Origin of the sequence: Neobacillus jeddahensis (assembly GCF_000612625.1) — a bacterium.
Taxonomy (GTDB): domain Bacteria; phylum Bacillota; class Bacilli; order Bacillales; family Cytobacillaceae; genus Neobacillus; species Neobacillus jeddahensis.
Map to the genome: position 1 here is coordinate 49,094 of NZ_CCAS010000013.1, position 16,521 is coordinate 65,614.

The following is a 16,521-nucleotide window of genomic DNA, read 5'->3' on the forward strand; positions in this document are numbered from 1 at the left end:
TTAGGCAATGTTTGCTGGTAATAAAATATTAAACGTTGTTCCTTTATTGGGCTCACTTTCAACGAATACCTTACCTTTATGGCTTTCAATAATTTTGAAGCTTACCATTAATCCTAAGCCGTTCCCGTTCTTCTTGGTTGTGTAAAATGGTTCGCCTAGCTTCTTCAATTTTTCTTGAGGTATTCCAACCCCAGAATCTTGGATAGAAATTTGAACATTATTATCATGGATGATGGTTTTTACATGTAAATCCCCACCATTTGGCATCGCTTCTATTCCATTTTTAATAAAGTTCAAAAATACCTGTTTTAAGCGACTTTCATCACATTCTATTTGAATAATCTCTTGATTGCAATCAAATGACAAGTGGACATTCTTTTTCCTTGCTTCAAATTCAAGAAGAGAAACGACATTTCTGATTAATGGGACGACATTCTGTTCTTCTAGTTCAACCGCCTTTGGTTTCGCTAAAACCATAAAGTCCTCTACAATCGTATTAACCCTATCAATTTCATCAAGAATAATATTCAAAAATTCCATCCGTTCAGGATCCTTTTCATCCAATTGTAAGAATTCTGCATATCCCTTCATCGAAGTGAGGGGGTTGCGAATTTCATGAGCGACCCCGGCAGCGAGTTGTCCGACGGCAGCAAGCTTATCTTGACGATGAAGGACTTCCTCTGTTTTCTTTCGTTCTGTTATATCATTCCGAATGGCTAGATATTGATATGGCTTACCCTGATCATTTAAAAATGGAACAATGGTCGTGTCTACCCAATAGTAAGTACCATCCTTTGCTCTATTTCTCAATTCACCCTTCCACACACTTCCTGAACCAATTGCTTTCCATAAATCCTTGAAAAACTCCTTTGAATGGTAACCTGAATTAAGAATTCTATGATCTTGTCCAAGGATTTCTTCTCGACTATATTTGGAAATTTCACAGAACTTATCATTCACGCTGGTGATTTTCCCCTTTGCATCAGTAAAGGCTACAATCGAGGACTGGTCAAGTGCGAATTTAATATCAACATTTTCTTTAATCATTTCTTTGAGATGCTCTTCTGCCCGTTTCCTAGTTGATATATCTGAACGAATCGCAATATACTGAACCGGTTCCCCTTTATTATTTAAAAATGGGACAATCGTTGTATCTACCCAATAAAAGGAGCCATCCTTGGCTTTATTACGGATTTCACCACGCCAAATTTGCCCGGATTTGATGGTCTTCCACAAATGTTGAAAAAATTCCTTTGAATGATAACCAGAATTTAATATTCGATGATTTTTACCAATAATTTCATCTTTATGATACTTTGAGATTTCTTCAAATTTATCGTTAACAAATGTGATAATTCCCCGATGATCGGTAATAGCTACAATGGTTGAGGCATCAAGGGCTGACTTAATATCCTTTAAGTTTGTGTCTGTGGTTACTAATTGTTTGCTAATTAACGTACTCGAAATAATAAGTCCACCAATGATAAGAACTGAGACGAATAAGACCAAATAAATAAAGAAAGGACTATCCGAATTACCATTTAATGTCCCATCAGTTAGACTAGTAGCTCGTTTTAAAAGGAAATGTCCTTCAGCAATTGCTGCAGATATGATCAACGCACTGATTGGTTTTAACCAAACCTGATTTCCATGTGAATAGCTTGAAGAAAACAGGATCCACAGAGAAAATAAAAAGGAACAAAAAATTAATAGTCCAGAAAATATAAGGAGCCCTGTATTATATTCTATATTCATATTCATGGCCGAAAAACCAATCACTTGAATAGCAATTACCGCTAAAGTTAAAAACATGCTTCCAGCCAGTAAATGGTAAATACTAATCGTCTTGCCAAAAAACCAAAAAAACGCCATTCCTGTAAATGCGATACATATAAATATGGATAGAATCGTAAGTGGAATATGGTAGCTCGAAAATCGATTTGTATCAGCAGAAATAAGTGCCATAAAATTCATCACCCAAATCCCTATTCCCATCGATAATGTCCCACCAAGAAACAAAAGCCGCTTATTTTGATTTTGATTTGTTGACCTTATTAACATAAACATATCCAATGCCGTATAGGATGCCATGATTGTTAAACCAATGGCAATAATGATGAAAAAAGGATGAAAAGTCCCTAGAAATGTGTCCATTAACATGCATCCCCCCAATTCAAACAATAGATTTCTACTATGATTGTAATGTAAAGATGATACATATGGAAGAAATATTTTAATACAATACCCATAAAGTAACCTATTTTCATTACTTTGATCATTAACTCAAAAAAACAATATAAAGCTTTTTGTGATAAAAGCCTCATTTTTTATTTATTTTACTTTTTTTTCAAAAAGGTCTACACAATTTTTATTTTTTTGTTTATACTGTACTATAACAAGATGAAAATAAATAAACTGTATTACTAAAGGAGGAGTTTTAAATGTTAATGAGTCCAGTAGAATTTTTCCGTACCCTACCTAAGAAGGAATGTCCAGAATGTGGTCAGCATATGGAGGAACAAGCTGAAAGTTATTTAATGGAATGTGATCGTTGCTTAGCAAAAAGAGAAGAGTAACCCGTAAACGCTCTCCAAGTGTTGGAGAGCTTTTTTAATTTGTTTTACACGGATCTCCAATCAGACATAAAAAGGTAGGCATAAACCCTATTCACTATGTAAAACCTTTATATAAAGAGACTAGCTATTCAGTTGACTTTTAACTTTTCAGAGAAAAATAAAAGACTGCCCTTTCATCAAGACAGTCTTTGCAATAGCTAATTAAATTTTCGGAAGCTCTCTAATTTCTTGTAACATTTCATTTCCACACATTGGACAAAGCAGGTCATCTGCAACAAAATCTTTTCTCATCCAACCAATACAGGAATCATCCATACAAGAATAGATTTCTGTATCCACGAGAATGGTTTCGATTTCTTCTTCTTTAGCCCTTTTACCGTAAAAAATGGGAACCGCCTCCTTTTATAATAGTATGCACAAAAAAGTGACATTTCATTTCCAAAATTTCTTTGAGTGAAGGAGTGAGAAAATAATGCCTCATAAAAGATTGACAAAGGTTGGGACAGACATTGAAGAAGTTAAACGATTAAACAGCCAATCTGGCTTAAGCTATAATCAAGTAAAAGAAGTATTGGCCAAACAATATGTGAATAAGAAGAAATAATGTATCTCTTTCTTTATAGGGAATCCCTTCATGTTATCAATATTTTGATTTTTACTTTTGTTTTTTTATATTGATAATCATGGAGTATAAACTATTTATTTGAAAAGGAATATGTCGTAGAAAATAACTCATACTTAAATAAAGAACTAATTAAAGTGACGAGGGAAGATAATGAAAGAGATTGTATTGAGTATCATCGCTGGTATTGCCGTTGGGATTTTATTTAGATTTCTTAAGTTACCTATTCCGGCTCCACCCGTCCTCTCTGGAGTATTAGGTATTTTTGGGGTCTATTTTGGTGGAGTCATCGCGGATTGGGTTTTGCAACAATTTGTAAAATAACAGGAAGCCTTCCGATTAGGAAGGCTTTTACATTTACGGTATTGGTTTTTCATCTTTACTGTATTTTATTATTTTCATCATAATCAATCGTGATCGCTTCATCATGTCTTTTTGAAAGCAGCTTACTCTTTTTACGATTTTCCTTTGTATGGAAGATAATATCAAAATCATAGTCATCGGGATATAATTCATTCGCAGCAATGTATAGCTTGATTCTTTTATGATTTACCGATATCTTTTCTCCCTTAATTTGGACGATATAATTTCCAAGCTGATCTGGCCCTGTATAGACAAATCCAAATTCATCTGTGGGTGATATTATGACATTATCCCCTCGTTGAAAAACTCCGACCTCTACCTCTCGTTTACTTACTTTTTCACGGTGTTGATACCTGTTTACACTCACCTGTTTTTCTAATTCTAACAATTCCCCACGATCGGTCACTTCAGTTAAATATCGCTTTTCTTCCTTGTAGGTGATGTGATGTGCACGCTGGATAATTTTTGGATGTATGCCTAATTTTAAAGCAATCGCAAAAGCTTGGCTCTCTCCTCCTCGACCAATTGTTAAACGGTAAGTCGGACTTAAAGTATTTAGATCAAATTCCATCGAACCATTGATAAATCCTTGATGGTTTTCCGCAAACTCTTTAATCTCACTATAATGTGTTGTTGCTAGAATCGTTGCCCCTTTTTCATAAAGTGTCTCTAAAATTGCTGTTGCAAGTCCCATCCCTTCTCCAGGGTCGGTACCTGATCCGAGCTCATCTAACAAGGCCAGAGTGCGCTCATTGGTATCTTTCAAGATACTAATGATATTGACAATTCTTGAACTAAAGGTGCTTAAATTTTCAGTAATACTTTGTCCATCACCGATATCTACGAGAATCCGCTCAAAGACCCTTAGATTACTTACCTCGGCCGCAGGGATATGAAGACCAGATTGAACCATTAAGGTTAATAGACCCACAGTCTTAATTGTAACAGTCTTACCACCTGTGTTAGGGCCCGTAATGACCAAAGCTGACTGTTTTTTTTCCAGCTTGAATGTTAACGGGACTGCCTTATCTCCTATAAGTGGATGCCTCGCTTCCACCAAAGTCATTTCCTCAGATTCATTGATTCTTACCTTGGCACCATTTATAGAACGACTGTATTTGGCCTTGGCGAATAAAAAATCATAGTGAACCATCGTTTCAACTGAGAGTAGAAGTTGCTGCTCCTTTTCCTCAACCAGACCAGTTAAGTAGCTTAAGATCCGTTGCATTTCTACTTCCTCATCTGCACAGAGCCAGGTTAATTGATCCTGGAAAACACTAATTTCCTCAGGTTCAATAAATAATGTGGAACCGGAGGCAGATGTATCCAACACTGTCCCCTTTATTCTATTTCGATACTCCTTTTTGACGGGAATAACATATCTTCCATTTCTTTGGCTAACGACTTGCTCCTGCAAGAATGCTTTATATTTATTAGATCGAATAAGCTGCATCGTTTTATCTTTCAACCGTTCTTCTTGAATCGCTATTTGCTTCCTAATTTTCAATAACTCCTTACTTGCGTAATCATCCATTCTGCCATTGCGGATACAACGAATTATTTCTGATGCCAGTTCAGGTAATTCATCAATTACCTCAACATATGAAGAAACCCTTGGTGCAAAAAATACTTTATCCTTCATATATCTGCGCATTTTACCGCAGCAATCCAAAAAATCAGATAGCTTAGTAAATTGCTCTACTCGTAATAACACTCCTTTGTTCATGTTATTGAGTAATGGAACGATACCATCTAAACCATGAACTGGAACGCTCGAACTCTTTTTCAAAATCTCTACTGCTTCTGAAATTTCATCCAACCAGGCTTCAATTTGCTTGATATTAGTAGATGGTGAGAGATTGGCTATTTTATCTTTTCCTTCTTTTGTTAAAGCGAAAGCTGCTATCGTTTCTTTGATTTGTTGAAATTCCAATGCGTTAAACGTATGTTGATTCAAAATATTTGCCTCCTAAAAATAAAAATAGCCGCAATGAACAATGTCATTGCGGCCAAAGGAAATGCGTGGAGTATCCACACATTTATCATACAATTGCAAAACCAAAATAAAAAACTGTCTACACGAGTGTACACAGCTACATTGGAAACAGATGTATGCTTATGCTTGCCCATTGTTCTTAACTCCATTCCATACTTAAATAAGCCCATCATTCGCCATAAAATGACGATGATTTTAGGAATGAAACTATCCAATTGATTGGATTAGTTAAGAACGACACCTAACATAAAACATACTCCCTTATTGAAAAATTTTAATTCTTCTAAAGAATACGGTAATCAGAACCAATTGTCAACGCTTTAGTGACCCATATCTATAGAATGTATTTAATAATATACGGAATGATACAAGAGGTTAATACTGCGGCTATTCCCATTGCTGCACCCGCTACCGCTCCTTGTACTTCTCCTTCTTTTACAGCTTCAGCTGTTCCGATACCGTGCGCTATCGTTCCTATCGCTAAGCCTCTGGCAAATGGATGATCAATTTTAAACAAATTTAACACCTTCGAACCAAACATAGCTCCAATCATCCCTGTAATAATTACATATGCGGCAATTAGCGAAGTATTCCCGTGTATAATCTTCCCGATTTCGGTAGCAACGGGAACAGTTACGGATTTCACTGTTAAGCCCAAAATAAATATATTTGGAAGTTGCAAGACCTTAGCTAATAAAATCGCTGATGTAACCGTTGTTAAAATTCCGATTATAATCCCAATCGAAGCAGCTCCGATGTATTTAGCGAACAATTCACGATTTTTATAAATTGGGACAGCCAATGCCACCGTTGCCGGCCCAAGTAAAAAAGTCATTATTGTATTAGCAGGTCTGTATTCATTAAAAGATATATGAGAAATTACTAATAGGAAAATGATGATAATGGTACTCAGGAAAACAGGGTTGGTTAACGGTGAAGAATATTTTTTCCCTAAATATCTAGAAAAATAGTAGGCAGAAATGGTTATGAGAATGCTAAAGAGCGTGATCATGATAATTTACTTTTTCCTTATCATTTTTCATGATCACTATTTGTGTAGTCTTCCCCGCAAATAGTAGTCCGATAAAAGCACTAACCAGTAGGATTGCTAGGAAGGCCAGGCCATTCGAAACAAACATATTGCCTAAAGTCATCAAACCAACGGAAATAGGAATAAAAAAGAAGCCAAGATGCTTCAAAAGCCATCCTGTTGCCCATTCTATTTGCTCAATCTTAATCACACCTAACCAAAGCAATACGAACAAAAGGATGATTCCTATAACGTTGCCAGGGATCGGTAAATGAAGGAACCATGCAGTTACATTCCCTATCTGATAGATTGCGATAAGAATAACCATCTGAATCAAAAATCTCCAAGCTTTCTTTGCCATATGAATCACCTATCTCCCTAATTTCATATTCTGATTTTTCAAAATATATATAATATTACAGCATAAAGGATTAATGAATGTAATGCATCCTCTTTGTTCACAAAATATCCATATCTTTTTCTTGAAAATTTCTTTATCTTATTGATAGGAGGGATGGCCATGAAAAAAATATATTTAATCTGCAGTCTTGCCGTATTCTTGGGAATTGCGGGAGGAATTGCTTTTTTTCTTATTCGGGATGCACATGCAACGATTCCATCAGAAGTAACTTTGATTAATCAAAATGGTGATACATATAATTTTGGGAAGGATAAGACCAAATTAAAACTAATTGAATTTATTTACACTCATTGCCCAGACATTTGCCCAACCACAACGCAAAAAATGGTTGAATTGAAAAATAAGTTAGCAAAAAAGGGGGTTTATGGAAAAGACATTGAATATGTAACCATAACCATTGACCCCTATCGAGACACCCCTGAAATTTTACAAGAGTACAGACAAGGGTTTGGGATAAATAATGACAACGACTGGGTTTTTCTTACTGGAGAAAAGCAAAATATAAAAGAGGTTAATAAAGAACTAAGAAAAATAACTGATGCGTTACAATTCCAATACAAAGACCCTGGTGATGGACAATTTATCCACTCTACTTTTACTTACTTGGTCGATGAAAACAATAAATATATCGCAAAGTTCCCTATGGGAGAAGAATTTGATAAACAGAAGGTTTATGATAAAATCATAGATAAAATTGATTAATAAAAAAAGCGGTTAGTCCTAGGGATTAATCGCTTTTTATTACCTATTTTTCTAATTAATTCACGGATGAAGGATATTTTTTTATTTGCTGCAAAGATAAAAGGTAATTGGACTTTGGTTTAGTTAGACTCGCTTTTATACCTGCCTTTTTTAACTTGTTCACGAGTTCAGTAAGCTGTTTTTTTGCCATACTTCTCACCCTCTTTAAAACTTCTTAATCCAATTCTACAACAAAAATATGAATAAAGTGTGAATATGGAAATATTTTTTAGAAAATTTTTCTTATATCTGTTAACTCCCCAAAAGAATTCGCTCTTAAACTTAAATGGTGGTATAATTAATAGATATTTTGTTTTGGAGGATTACTAATATGATTACTGTAAGTAACGTAGGTTTAAGATATGGCGACCGTAAATTGTTTGAAGATGTAAACATTAAATTCAATCCAGGGAATTGCTACGGTCTTATTGGAGCAAATGGAGCTGGAAAATCAACATTTTTAAAAATCTTGTCCGGTGAAATCGAGGCACAGACAGGTACGGTACAACTGGGTCCAAATGAACGGATGGCAGTTTTAAAACAAAACCATTTTGAATACGAGGAATTTGAAGTATTAAAGACCGTCATTATGGGACATGCAAGACTATATGAAGTCATGCAAGAAAAAGATGCCATCTATATGAAAGAAAATTTCACTGATGAAGATGGGATGAAGGCAGCCGAGCTCGAGGGTGAATTTGCCGAATTAAACGGTTGGGAAGCAGAACCTGAAGCAGCTATTCTCTTAAAAGGGCTTGGAATTGGGGAAGAATTACATGATAAAAAAATGGCTGACTTAACCGGTTCTGATAAGGTTAAAGTATTACTTGCGCAGGCTTTATTCGGTAGACCGGACGTTCTTCTATTGGATGAGCCTACAAACCACTTAGATATCAAAGCCATCCAGTGGCTAGAGGATTTCTTAATTAATTTTGAAAATACCGTCATTGTTGTATCCCATGACCGTCACTTTCTAAATAAGGTTTGTACACACATTGCCGATTTGGATTTCAGTAAAATTCAAATTTATGTTGGGAACTATGATTTTTGGTATGAATCTAGCCAATTAGCTTCGAAATTAACTTCTGATGCTAATAAAAAGAAGGAAGAAAAAATCAAGGAATTGCAAGCCTTTATCGCCCGATTTAGTGCCAATGCCTCTAAATCGAAGCAAGCAACTTCTCGTAAAAAATTATTAGATAAAATTACCCTTGATGATATTCGACCATCATCACGACGTTATCCATTTGTTGGCTTCACTCCCGATCGTGAAATCGGAAATGATTTGCTGCGTGTCGAGGGTTTGACTAAAACGATTGATGGTGTAAAAGTCCTTGATAACGTTAGCTTCTTTATGAATAAGGGGGATAAAATTGCCCTTGTCGGAACTAACGAGCTAGCGAAAACGACATTATTTAAAATACTAATGGGTGAAATGGAAGCCGACAGCGGTACATTTAAGTGGGGCATCACCACTTCACAGGCATACTTCCCTAAGGACAACTCCGAGTATTTTGAAAACAGTGACTTAAATCTAGTTGACTGGCTTCGTCAGTTTTCACCTAAAGATGATAGTGAAAGCTTCTTACGTGGATTTTTAGGAAGAATGTTATTTTCCGGTGAAGAGGTCTTAAAAAAGGCAAGTGTTCTTTCAGGTGGCGAAAAAGTACGCTGTATGCTTTCGAAAATGATGCTTAATGGCGCGAACGTTCTTCTTTTAGATGAGCCAACAAACCATTTAGACCTAGAGTCGATTACAGCACTTAATAATGGATTAATTAATTTCAAGGGCTCACTTCTGTTTTCTTCTCATGATCACCAGTTCATTCAAACGATTGCGAATCGTATTTTCGAATTCACTCCTAAAGGATTAGTGGATAAGCAAATGTCATACGATGAATACCTTGAGAATGATGAGATCCAAAAGCAAGTAGCAGAAATGTATCGATAATAAAGTGAAGGATGTTTCAAAAGATTAATCTCCTTTTGAAACATCCTTTTTTAGGTTTAGGTTCGTTTTTGCTTTCTTCTTGATGATGGCTCTGATCTAGAGCCTATTTCTGTCGTTGTAGTTCCTTGACCCTCTACTTGTGGTGAATTTAGTCCAATAGTAGAAGGATCTGCCTTCCGTTTACTTCGCTTTCCCATGAACAACACCTCCTCTTTTAGCTTTTGGAAAGTGTTCCTTCTGTATACAGAATATTTACGTAAAAATTAGGCAAGATAATTTACAGGAGGAGGTGGTTTGTATGGTAAAAGTGGGTGTAGAACAATCTCTTACAGACATTCAACAAGCACTAAAGGAAAAAGGTTATGATGTGGTGGAGCTAAAGCAGGAGTCTGATGCGCAAAATTGTGACTGCTGTGTTGTGACAGGCCTTGATTCAAACGTGATGGGTATGCAGGATACATCAACAAAAGGCTCTGTTATTGATGCAAATGGACTTTCCGCCGATGAAGTATGCCAGCATGTAGAGAGCAGGCTGCAATAATGTATGTAAAAAGACTAAAGGCTTTCCACTTTAGTCTTTTTCATTCTCTTCTTTTTTTACCTTAATATTCACTTTAGGGTTATTTTTTGTATTATTTTTTATCCTTTCGTTATGAGCCTTATTACTTTCTGCTTCATCAAGGCTAGGTGAATATTCACCACCATATGTTGCCCCAATGTTTAACTTCCCCTTTAATTCTTTAATTCCAAGCTGCCCAAGATTATTATTTAGTTCAAATTTATCTAAAATAATTTTTTCAATATTAATTTTTTCAATAATAATCGGTGGTTCCTTTACCTTAACGTCTTTGTCAATTGAATTTTGATTTTGAAAGGTTTGTAGTGATTTTTTCAACTCTATAATATTCTTTTCTAAAGAGAGTAATTTTTTCTTTAATTCCTTTTCATAATCGTTTTCCTTAAATATTAATAATAAATCTTTTAATGACATGCACACTAACTCCCTTATTTTATCCCTTACTTATTTATATGGGAAAGATGCCTTAACATGTCCAAGTATAAAAAGGAGGAACAAAATTATGTCAATACTTAATCCTTAATCGATTGGAATGATTTCTCCCTTTTCAATCGTGCGTTGATAACTAACAAACAGTAGCCCGTTCCAAAATTTCGCATTTAATTGCTGGGGATTTACAGAATCCGGTAAAGTAATTTGTCTTTGAAATTCACCGTAAAACCTTTCCGAATAGGTAATATTAAATTGCGGGTAGATTGGTACCACCGTTCCTTTTATGGTGAGGATATTACCGATTAGCCCTAACTCTAAATTTTCCTTTTTTACACCGGGGACCTCTATCAAAACAATTACCTCCTGTTCACTCTCTAAAAGATCGATTATCGGAAATGACCTCTCCTCCGCTTTCTCAGTTTGCCTCGGTTGTCCCTTCATGCTAGAAAAAGACTGTGTCGCTTGTTGATCATCCATAAATTGCTTTGCGAAATCTTGGTCAAAAATATTGTTCCAAAAGTCTCCTCCCTGCATATTCTTAGCGATGTCCATCCACTGTTTTAATTTTTCCATATCCATCCGGCTACCTCCCTTCCCCCATCTAATAGGTAAGGATTCATTTATCATCCTACTTTCATCTTACGAAACCGATTCGTAAAATAATCCATCTTTAACTCTATTCATAAACGTTTAAGATGCGCATATACATTAAAGCAAGTGTAAGGAGGAGATCCTATGCCAGCACCGGCGCCATTTATTAATATAAATATATTCATGATTAAAATAAATTCCTTTGAAAATGCTTCTGCTGTGAATATCGGTCAAAACCTTTTAGCAGAATGGCATAATTCCGATAAAAAAAATCAGGGCTATGGACAAAATTTTGGTGATAGCAGTGATTTTGTGGGTACTAGAAGTTTTGTTGATGACAAAGATCAAATTGACTCCCCTTCCTCCTTTGAGAATCATCCAATTTCGGATAAAATGTAAGCAAATCTTTTAAAAATAGGTATTTGCTATATACAAGATTTACAAACATCATACTACCAATTAAGACAGTTCTATTGCCTCTTCACTCAATTAGACATAAAAAAAGCCATGGGAAGGATTCGTCTCCATGGCTTATTCTATAATGATGTTAATATTTTTTTATCAATTTTTTACGAACCCCCATCAAAACTGCTGCAAAAACAACAATAACCATGGCTACAACAGTATTTATTTGGAACATAGACGGGGTAGGTTCCTTTGAGGGGGTCTTTTTCTCTGGCACTACCTTGGACTTGGCTGGTTCCTTATATTTTAGTTGGATTGATTGAACTACTCGACCATTTTGATTTTCTATCGAGAGAAGCCCTTGATTATTTACCTTTTTGATGACCCCTGTAACATTCTCCGTTATTAATGTATCATTTTCAGGATAAAACTCCTTCTTATCAGTGGTAAAAAGTTCACTCTGCTTAATCGTTTCATGCTGATACGCATGAAAACCATAATCTAATAATAAGGATGTATCATTATATTTATCATTTTTTTGTTCAGACTTTAAAACTATGGCTGTCAACCTGATCTTACCATTATCTGCCGTGGTTGCCAGTGTTTGCTTTGTCTCACTTGTATACCCAGTTTTTCCCCCTGTTATCCCTGGATAAGGTAGCTCCCCCTTTAGCATCCGGTGGTGTGTTAGCAGGGTCGACTCCCAAGACTGTCCCTTCCAATCAAGAACCTTGGTTCCAAATATCTCAGCAAAAACGGGATTTTTAATCGCATAATTGGTCATTAAAGCCATATCCATGGCAGTTGTGTAATGATTCTCATTAAATAAACCATTTGGATTAGTAAAATGTGTATTGGACACACCAATCTTCGTTTTCAAAAATATATTTAGATTTTCTGCAAATTGTTCTACGGTTCCATCAAGGTGTTCTGCAATGGCTACAGCAGCATCATTTCCTGAGTTAATAAGCATTCCCTGAATCAGTTTCTTTAATGGAACTTGTTCTCCCTCAATTAGATATACGCGTGTTCCCTCCTGACGAACGGCATTCTCACTAACTGTAACAATACTATCTAGATTTCCTTTATCGATTGCATAAATGGCGGTGGCGATTTTTGTAAGACTCGCAGGATACATTTTTTCATTGGCATTTTTCGCATAAAGAACAGCCCCAGTATCGGAGTCTAACAAGGCGACCCCCTCACTTTTTAAGTTTAATTGCTCCGATTCCTCTGCGTATGTAGTTAATTGACTAGAATATATACAAAGGAAAATGATGATAAAAAATACAAATTTTTTCACTCGTCTACACCCTTACTCTTACATTCAATTCCTATATGATTTTAACAGATTCTTCTATAAAGAAAATAGCCTTTCACAAAATTATTATTTTTGAATTAATATTAAATTGAGATAATAAATAAAAGAGACCAGTTAAATAACGGTCTCATTTGTTTATGTCCTTTTTTTTGAAATTAACAACGTGATTTGGGCCATAATAATTGGCAATGATGATTTTCTTCTATACGCCAAATACCGAGATTCCCAAATATTTGTATATTGTTCTTTAAACTTCCTCAATCCCTGGAAGTGGTAGATAAAGTGACCGTGCAAGAAAATTTGCGCAGCTATTTTCTCGCTTAAAAAGGAAAAACGAGAAAGTCCAACATTAGCAAGTGGGGCCATACCCATATTAAAGCGTTCATAGCCCTTTTCCTTTGCCCAATCCATTAATGAAAGGAAAAGAAAATCAATGGTACCCATAGGGGAATCTGGTCTCACTCTCATTAGATCGACAGAAATAGTTTGAAAATGATTATGTACATCCATAATGCTCATAAAACCAATTATTTGCTCGCCACTATCTCTTACCAAAGCAATTGGGGCCTTATTTAAATAATGTTCATCGAAGAAACCCAGCGAAAAGCCCTTCTCTTTTCGTCCTTGAAGCCATGCACTTGAAACTTCTCTTAGCTCCCCAAATATCTCATTTGAAAATGGTGGTTCTATTAATTCAAACCTGAATTTTTCACGATCAAATTTAGTATTAATCTCCCTCAAATTCTTCATATCGTTTCCATCCAGTGAAAAATGACTAAGATCGACAAATGCCTCTTCTCCTAATTTAAAAAAAGCAAACCCATGTCCATGTAAATATGGCAGCATTTCATCGCTAACTTGATAAAAAACAAGTGTAAAGCCATATAAATCCGCTATTTCTTGAAATTCCTCAATCGAGGATGATAAATCTTTTTCTTCTCCAATCGGATCACCGAGGATGACTAATTTATCCGCATATTTTTGAAATGTGATCAAAACATTTTTCTTGTTATTCCAAAAAATATATTTATCATGCAAGAAAATAAGATGCGAGAGCATTTTTCCTTTATACGCCGATAAATGCCCGATAATTTCTTGCTCTTGGTCAATAGAATTCACAAATTTCCATTTTTTAGGAATACTGATTATATAACCAATAAAAAGGATAGTTAAGGCAATCATTAAGCCAATGAATGCACTGGTAAACAAATCTCGATAATCGACAATGACATAAGGTAAAAATTTTTGAGGCAAGGCGATTTTTGAGATTGGTAAATTTAAATAGCCAATTAAAATATACATGGATGTAATAATAAGAATGATAGTCACATCGAATACTGTTTTTCCCCATGTCAAGACATAGCTCTCTCGATAAAATTGACCTTTTGACGTTCTAAGTAGCAGAGCGACAATAATAAGAAAAATGGCCTCTTCATAATCGATTCCTTTAAATATAGAAAATAATGCTGCAAGGATTAGCGCTAGCATTGTCAAATCATATGTTCTTTTTACACTATATTCAATACCTCGTGATAAACCTAGTAACAAGAAACCTGCGGCAACAGAGAGTTGATGGGAAACATTAATAATTGGAAATGATAATAATTCCTGTGCAATCCTAAGTCTTGACATGATTCCGGGAACACTGGCAGAGAGCAAAAGGATTAACCCTGATAGAAAAACAAGCATAGTTAATATGATATGACTCATTCCCTGTAAAATTGCTTTAGGTAAGTGGTTCCAGGATTTGTTCCATCTTTCCCAGTATAGCCTTACAAAAAAGACTAAGCTAATGACAAAAGGAATGAAATAATAACCGATTCGGTAAAACAAAAGCAAAACAAGAACTTTCTCTTCGGGTATTTGTAAATCCTGCATCCCCCAAATAAACACTAAATCAAACGAACCCAGTCCACCAGGAATCATACTAATGATTCCTGCACATGCTGCAACAATATAAACAGGAAACAGATTTTCAAAAGAAATAGGAATACCTATTATTTTAGTCAAGGCAAAAATAGCGACTAACACGGCTAACCATTCTATTAGAGAAACCATTATTAATCTTAGACTGACACGTGGTGATATCAATGAGTGATTATCTCTTTTAGACTTAATAGTATGTATAAGGATAAAAATCGGTAAATATAAAGCCACCCCTAAAGCAGCAAAATAGAGCCATCTTACATCCATAAATAACGGGAATTGACGATATTTTACTGTCACAATCCATGATAGGAGTGATATACCTGTTAAATAAAAAAGGGATACAGAAGCAATAACTCCAAGAAGTTTCCGCTTATCCTGTTCAAGTTTATGAAAAAAATAAGTTCTTAGCATCGCACCAATTAATCCACCAAAGCCTATTAAATTAGAAAAAGAATTTGCGATGAACGATTGTTCCGCTAACTCCCTTTTAAGCACCTTCACACCTAAAATTCGAACTAAAATCACATCATAAAACAACATTGGTAAAACGGCAGCAATCGTAACAGTAAAAATCAATAATAGCTGCCAAATATTCAAGTGATTTATTTCATTTCTAAGTAAGTGAATATTTAAATTGCCAGTGAATTTTTTCATTTCTAAGATGGCAAAAATCAATAGAAACAATGGAAAAATGAATTTTGCACCTTTAAGTACTTTATCTTTTCTGGTTTTCAACAAGATTACCACCTAATTTTCATTCCTGTTTTTAATATAAACTGTTCATCAGGAAAAACATAGATATATTTAATTACGGGGCACTGTTTAGGACTATTGTAGACATATAACTGTTTGTTCAACCATGTTCATCATAAACTAATCAGTTCTACCTAATTTTTTTATTATTGAAACCTATACAATCTTATAAAACTTTCAAAAAAGAGACAAGTTTTCGAACCCTTCTAGCATATGTATTAAATAGAGAAAGAAACTCGCCAATCGGTGGGTCTACAAGGAGGTTTTAGGGTGAGGTTTTTAGTTTTCAAAAAAGAAACACTACTCTTTTTTTTAGCCGTCGGAGTCGTAATTGCCAGTATTTCTGTATGGGTTATGTTAAAGGCCGGCGATACAACCGTTTTTAATCAGCAATCAAATCGAGAAATCCGTGAAATCCACATGGTGACTGGAGAGTTTAAGACCACTATGAAAGATGGGAAGGAACTAGAAGCGTATCGTTGGGATCCAGGCACCATTTTCCTTGAAAAAGGAGAAAGGGTACACCTGTTAATTAGTGGGATTAACGGAGAAGAGCATCCATTTAAAATTGAAGGTACAACTATTAAGGGAACTGTGAAAAAAGGTGAGGAAACAAGCGTTCCACTTCAATTTGATAAGGAAGGAACATATCGGTTAATTTGCGAGATTCATTCAGATCGATCACATAACGGTCCGATGATTGCCTATATTGTTGTTGATTAAAAGCAGGAGAATCCCCCTGCTTTTTTCATTTCTTTTTGCTGGCTGTTTCGTGGGTTTCCACTATAAATACGTTGATTTTGTTGAATTCTT

Annotated in this window: 18 protein-coding genes; 8 read left to right on the forward strand and 10 right to left on the reverse strand. The window is 35.3% G+C overall.

The window, feature by feature from the left end; all coding sequences use genetic code 11:
- Entirely contained in the window at nt 1-2,154 is a 2,154-nt protein-coding gene (locus TY15_RS08440; RefSeq protein ID WP_040208786.1) for a PAS domain S-box protein, read from the reverse strand.
- 287 nt (nt 2,155-2,441) lie between these two features.
- Here TY15_RS08440 and yhfH point away from each other — a divergent pair, with 287 nt between their 5' ends.
- Nucleotides 2,442-2,576, forward strand: coding sequence for a protein YhfH (gene yhfH / locus TY15_RS23535; protein ID WP_074432789.1), 135 nt, complete (start codon nt 2,442-2,444; stop codon nt 2,574-2,576).
- A 201-nt stretch (nt 2,577-2,777) separates the two neighbouring features.
- Here the strand turns inward: yhfH and TY15_RS23540 are convergent, their stop codons facing one another.
- Nucleotides 2,778-2,963, reverse strand: coding sequence for a cold-inducible protein YdjO-related protein (locus TY15_RS23540; protein ID WP_074432790.1), 186 nt, complete (start codon nt 2,961-2,963; stop codon nt 2,778-2,780).
- Nucleotides 2,964-3,048: 85 nt separating this feature from the next.
- Here TY15_RS23540 and TY15_RS25115 point away from each other — a divergent pair, with 85 nt between their 5' ends.
- Both TY15_RS25115 and TY15_RS08450 read left to right on the forward strand, forming a co-directional pair.
- Nucleotides 3,049-3,180, forward strand: coding sequence for a hypothetical protein (locus TY15_RS25115; protein ID WP_040208681.1), 132 nt, complete (start codon nt 3,049-3,051; stop codon nt 3,178-3,180).
- Between the two features lie 171 nt (nt 3,181-3,351).
- The gene (locus tag TY15_RS08450) at nt 3,352-3,522 is read left to right on the forward strand and encodes a XapX domain-containing protein (RefSeq protein WP_040208680.1); all 171 of its coding nucleotides are present in this window, start codon (nt 3,352-3,354) and stop codon (nt 3,520-3,522) included.
- A gap of 55 nt (nt 3,523-3,577) precedes the next feature.
- Here TY15_RS08450 and TY15_RS08455 read toward each other — a convergent pair whose 3' ends face one another.
- The 3 genes from TY15_RS08455 to TY15_RS08465 form a co-directional block, all read right to left on the reverse strand.
- Nucleotides 3,578-5,518: an endonuclease MutS2 gene (locus TY15_RS08455; RefSeq protein ID WP_040208678.1), complete on the reverse strand. Its 1,941-nt coding sequence runs from the start codon at nt 5,516-5,518 to the stop codon at nt 3,578-3,580.
- 373 nt (nt 5,519-5,891) lie between these two features.
- Complete coding sequence (locus TY15_RS08460) at nt 5,892-6,569, reverse strand: LrgB family protein (protein ID WP_040208677.1); 678 nt, start codon at nt 6,567-6,569, stop codon at nt 5,892-5,894.
- A complete protein-coding gene (locus tag TY15_RS08465) occupies nt 6,553-6,948 on the reverse strand; it encodes a CidA/LrgA family protein (RefSeq protein ID WP_040208675.1) in 396 nt (131 codons plus the stop codon). Before TY15_RS08465 ends, TY15_RS08460 begins: the two co-directional genes overlap by 17 nt.
- 159 nt (nt 6,949-7,107) lie before the next feature.
- On the opposite strand from TY15_RS08465, the gene TY15_RS08470 reads away from it, so the two are divergent.
- Both TY15_RS08470 and TY15_RS08475 read left to right on the forward strand, forming a co-directional pair.
- Nucleotides 7,108-7,710, forward strand: a complete 603-nt coding sequence (locus TY15_RS08470; RefSeq protein ID WP_040208674.1) for an SCO family protein — start codon at nt 7,108-7,110, stop codon at nt 7,708-7,710.
- 370 nt (nt 7,711-8,080) lie between these two features.
- A complete protein-coding gene (locus TY15_RS08475; RefSeq protein ID WP_040208673.1) occupies nt 8,081-9,700 on the forward strand; it encodes an ABC-F family ATP-binding cassette domain-containing protein in 1,620 nt (539 codons plus the stop codon).
- Between the two features lie 56 nt (nt 9,701-9,756).
- Here the strand turns inward: TY15_RS08475 and TY15_RS24210 are convergent, their stop codons facing one another.
- Complete coding sequence (locus TY15_RS24210) at nt 9,757-9,897, reverse strand: YuzL family protein (protein WP_074432791.1); 141 nt, start codon at nt 9,895-9,897, stop codon at nt 9,757-9,759.
- Between the two features lie 101 nt (nt 9,898-9,998).
- Here TY15_RS24210 and TY15_RS08480 point away from each other — a divergent pair, with 101 nt between their 5' ends.
- Nucleotides 9,999-10,241, forward strand: a complete 243-nt coding sequence (locus TY15_RS08480) for a YkuS family protein (protein WP_040208672.1) — start codon at nt 9,999-10,001, stop codon at nt 10,239-10,241.
- A 30-nt stretch (nt 10,242-10,271) separates the two neighbouring features.
- Here the strand turns inward: TY15_RS08480 and TY15_RS08485 are convergent, their stop codons facing one another.
- Nucleotides 10,272-10,691, reverse strand: coding sequence for a hypothetical protein (locus tag TY15_RS08485; RefSeq protein WP_040208671.1), 420 nt, complete (start codon nt 10,689-10,691; stop codon nt 10,272-10,274).
- Between the two features lie 105 nt (nt 10,692-10,796).
- Nucleotides 10,797-11,288, reverse strand: a complete 492-nt coding sequence (locus tag TY15_RS08490) for an Hsp20/alpha crystallin family protein (RefSeq protein WP_040208669.1) — start codon at nt 11,286-11,288, stop codon at nt 10,797-10,799.
- 156 nt (nt 11,289-11,444) lie between these two features.
- Here TY15_RS08490 and TY15_RS08495 point away from each other — a divergent pair, with 156 nt between their 5' ends.
- A complete protein-coding gene (locus tag TY15_RS08495) occupies nt 11,445-11,699 on the forward strand; it encodes a hypothetical protein (RefSeq protein ID WP_040208668.1) in 255 nt (84 codons plus the stop codon).
- Between the two features lie 148 nt (nt 11,700-11,847).
- Here the strand turns inward: TY15_RS08495 and TY15_RS08500 are convergent, their stop codons facing one another.
- The gene (locus TY15_RS08500; RefSeq protein ID WP_040208667.1) at nt 11,848-13,008 is read right to left on the reverse strand and encodes a D-alanyl-D-alanine carboxypeptidase family protein; all 1,161 of its coding nucleotides are present in this window, start codon (nt 13,006-13,008) and stop codon (nt 11,848-11,850) included.
- A gap of 153 nt (nt 13,009-13,161) precedes the next feature.
- Nucleotides 13,162-15,690 carry a bifunctional lysylphosphatidylglycerol flippase/synthetase MprF gene (gene mprF, locus TY15_RS08505; protein WP_081799369.1) on the reverse strand — a complete coding sequence of 843 codons (2,529 nt, stop codon included), beginning with the start codon at nt 15,688-15,690 and terminating at the stop codon, nt 13,162-13,164.
- Between the two features lie 288 nt (nt 15,691-15,978).
- Here mprF and TY15_RS08510 point away from each other — a divergent pair, with 288 nt between their 5' ends.
- Nucleotides 15,979-16,431 carry a cupredoxin domain-containing protein gene (locus TY15_RS08510; protein WP_040208666.1) on the forward strand — a complete coding sequence of 151 codons (453 nt, stop codon included), beginning with the start codon at nt 15,979-15,981 and terminating at the stop codon, nt 16,429-16,431.
- The last annotated feature ends 90 nt before the right edge of the window (nt 16,432-16,521 follow it).